This window comes from Mesorhizobium sp. M1A.F.Ca.IN.020.06.1.1, from assembly GCF_004023265.1.
Classification (GTDB): domain Bacteria; phylum Pseudomonadota; class Alphaproteobacteria; order Rhizobiales; family Rhizobiaceae; genus Mesorhizobium.
The window spans coordinates 1-2698 of sequence record NZ_RZSR01000834.1; the positions used below are offsets into that span (position 1 = coordinate 1).

Consider the following 2698-nt stretch of genomic DNA (forward strand, 5'->3'; position numbering starts at 1 on the left):
GGCCTTTGCCGCCGCCGGTGCAGATTTTGCCGGGACTTTAGGCGCCGGAGCCTTGGCCGATGCCGCTTTCGCTGCTGCACCGGCGGCTTTCGTCTTCGACGCGGCCACTTTTTTCGCCGGCTGGGCGGACCCGGCGGTCTCCGCAATGGGCGTGGTCACGGAGGCCTCATTCAAGGCCGGGGAGATCGGCGCAGCTGGCGAGGACATCGGCACAGCCGGGGCGACGTCGGTTCCGTTGATGCCCGGGATCTCCGTCGCGCCGTTCTTCAGCGGCTCGGCAGGCTGCGGGGTCGTTGCATCCGAGGGCGCCTGATCGGAAGCCGGCTTGGGCTTCATCATCGTATCGACGCCGGCCCGAACGTCGGCCGCCGCCTGCTCGAACGGATTGAGCTGCTTGCGGATTTCGTTCATCGGGCTGAGCCCACGAAGGCTGTCGACCGAGTCCTTGACATCGTCAAGCTCGGCTTCCTTCAGGGCGTCGTTGAACTGCTTCTGGAAGTCGCCCGCCATGGCGCGCAATTTGGCCGCGGTGCGGCCAAACGTGCGCAGCATGTTGGGCAAATCCTTCGGCCCGACGACCACGATCATGACGACCGCGATCACCAGCAGCTCGCTCCAGCCGACTTCGAACATGGCAATCTATTCCAACGAGAGCCTGTCGCCCAAAAACACGAAAGGGTTCTGGGACAACGACATGCTCAAAGCAACAACCGGACTCAGCTCTTGCTGACCTTTTCCTTGCCCGGCGATACGGTCTCGTCGGCGCGGTGCTCGACGGTCCGCTTGTCGTCGGTATCGTCCTCAGCCATGCCCTTCTTGAAGCTCTTGATGCCCTTGGCCATGTCGCCCATCAGCTCCGGCAGCTTGCCGCGGCCGAACAGGAGCAGCACGATGACCAGAACGATCAGCCAGTGCCATATCGATAGTGAACCCATAACAATCTCTCTCGAATGTTTTCCCTCGGCGATGATCTATGCGTTTTCGCTCGGGGATTCAAACACAACCGCAATGAAGTTGGTAAAATGGCTAGCGGATGTCACGCACTTTCGGCGTGAGCGCCTTGCTACGAATCCGCGCAGCCCCTGCTAATAAACCATTCGTATCGGTTTCGCACTCACTCTTCGGTGACGCGCGGCGTGAGCAATCCGAGCTCCTCGAGGTCGATATCGGTCAGCGCATCCTCGTCCTCGGCCAGCGCGTCCGGATCGGCCGGTGGCACCGGCATCGAGAAATTGGACGGCATGCGCGTCGAAAGCAATCCGGCGCCCTTCAGCTCTTCCATGCCGGGCAGGTCGCGGATCTCCTCCAGCGCGAAGTGATCGAGGAAAGCGTCGGTCGTGCCGTAGGTCACGGGACGGCCGGGCGTGCGGCGGCGGCCGCGCATCCTGACCCACTCCGTCTCCAGCAGCGTGTCCAGCGTGCCCTTCGAGGTCTCGACCCCCCTGATATCCTCGATCTCGGCGCGGGTGACCGGCTGGTGATAGGCGATGATCGCCAGAACTTCGAGCGCCGCGCGCGAGAGCTTTCTCTGCTGGACCGAGTCCCGGCTCATCAGGAAAGCCAGGTCGCCGGCGGTGCGGAACGCCCAGGCGTCGCCGACCCGCACCAGGTTGACCCCCCGCTTGGCGTAGATTTCCTGCAGATCGGCCATTGCGGCCGCAATGTTGACGCCCTCGGGCAGGCGCGCCGCCAGTTGCCTGTCACTGACCGGCTCGGCGCTGGCGAAGATGATCGCCTCGGCCATGCGGACTGCTTCCGACAATTGCAGCCGCTCGGCGGGGTTCTCGATAGAACCCTGCTCGGCCATCTCGGCTTCCGGTTCGACCTCGACCTTGAACGGGATGACCGAAGCGTTGGCGCGTTCACTCATGATGCCACCTCGACTGCCTTGACCCCTCGTGCGCGGCCGCGCAGATAGATCGGCGCGAAGACCTGATCCTGCCGCAGATCCAGCTTGCCCTCGCGCACCATTTCGAGTGTCGCGGCGAACGAACTGGCGATTGCCGTGCGCCTTTCTTCCGGCGCGGCCAGATATTGGATCAGGAAGCTGTCGAGCGCCGTCCAGTCGCCAATCGTTCCAACCAGCCGTGCCAGCACGTCGCGTGCGTCCTTCAGCGACCATACGGCGCGCCTGGCGATCGTCACGTTGCTGATCGCCTGCCGCTGGCGCTGCTGCGCATAGGCGGTCAGCAGATCGTAGAGCGAGGCCGAATAGGCATTGCGCTTCTCGACGATCACCATTTCCGGCATGCCGCGCGCGAAGACGTCGCGGCCGAGCCGGTTGCGGTTGACCAGCCGCGCAGCGGCATCACGCATCGCCTCCAGCCGCTTCAGCCGGAACTGCAGCACCGCTGCCAGTTCCTCGCCGCTCTCGCCCTCTTCGCCCGGCTGTTTCGGGATCAACAGCTTCGACTTGAGGAAGGCAAGCCATGCCGCCATGACCAGATAGTCGGCCGCGAGTTCCAATCTCAGCGCCCTCACCTTCTCGATGAAGGCCAGATATTGCTCGGCGAGCGCCAGGATCGAGATGCGGGCGAGATCGACCTTCTGGTTGCGCGCCAGATGCAGCAGAAGATCGAGCGGGCCCTCGAAGCCGGCGACATCGACCACCAGCGACGGGTCGCTGGTCAGACGTGACTCGTCGTTCTCGGCCCACAGACGGTCCATCGGTGCGGCCTTCGCGGCCTTGCTGTCCAAT

4 protein-coding genes are annotated in these 2698 nt (G+C 63.9%); all 4 read right to left on the reverse strand.

Features of this window, described 5'->3' with window-relative positions; genetic code table 11:
- Nucleotides 1-633 (reverse strand): Sec-independent protein translocase protein TatB (tatB, locus tag EOA60_RS27700; protein WP_128312221.1); only part of this gene is annotated, 633 nt, incomplete at its 3' end.
- A gap of 83 nt (nt 634-716) precedes the next feature.
- Nucleotides 717-935 (reverse strand): twin-arginine translocase TatA/TatE family subunit, encoded by a 219-nt coding sequence (locus tag EOA60_RS27705; RefSeq protein ID WP_066999984.1) that lies wholly within the window; start codon nt 933-935, stop codon nt 717-719.
- A gap of 179 nt (nt 936-1114) precedes the next feature.
- On the reverse strand, nt 1115-1870 hold the full coding sequence (gene scpB, locus EOA60_RS27710) for an SMC-Scp complex subunit ScpB (RefSeq protein WP_067329549.1): 756 nt from the start codon (nt 1868-1870) through the stop codon (nt 1115-1117).
- Entirely contained in the window at nt 1867-2697 is an 831-nt protein-coding gene (locus EOA60_RS27715) for a ScpA family protein (RefSeq protein WP_245502626.1), read from the reverse strand. Before EOA60_RS27715 ends, scpB begins: the two co-directional genes overlap by 4 nt.
- Nucleotide 2698: the final 1 nt, after the last annotated feature.

What these genes read in the sequence shown, in the direction of transcription:
- scpB (WP_067329549.1), bottom strand. Translation starts at nt 1,870, where the DNA reads ATGAGTGAACGCGCCAACGCTTCGGTCATCCCGTTCAAGGTCGAGGTC.
- EOA60_RS27705 (WP_066999984.1), bottom strand. Translation starts at nt 935, where the DNA reads ATGGGTTCACTATCGATATGGCACTGGCTGATCGTTCTGGTCATCGTG.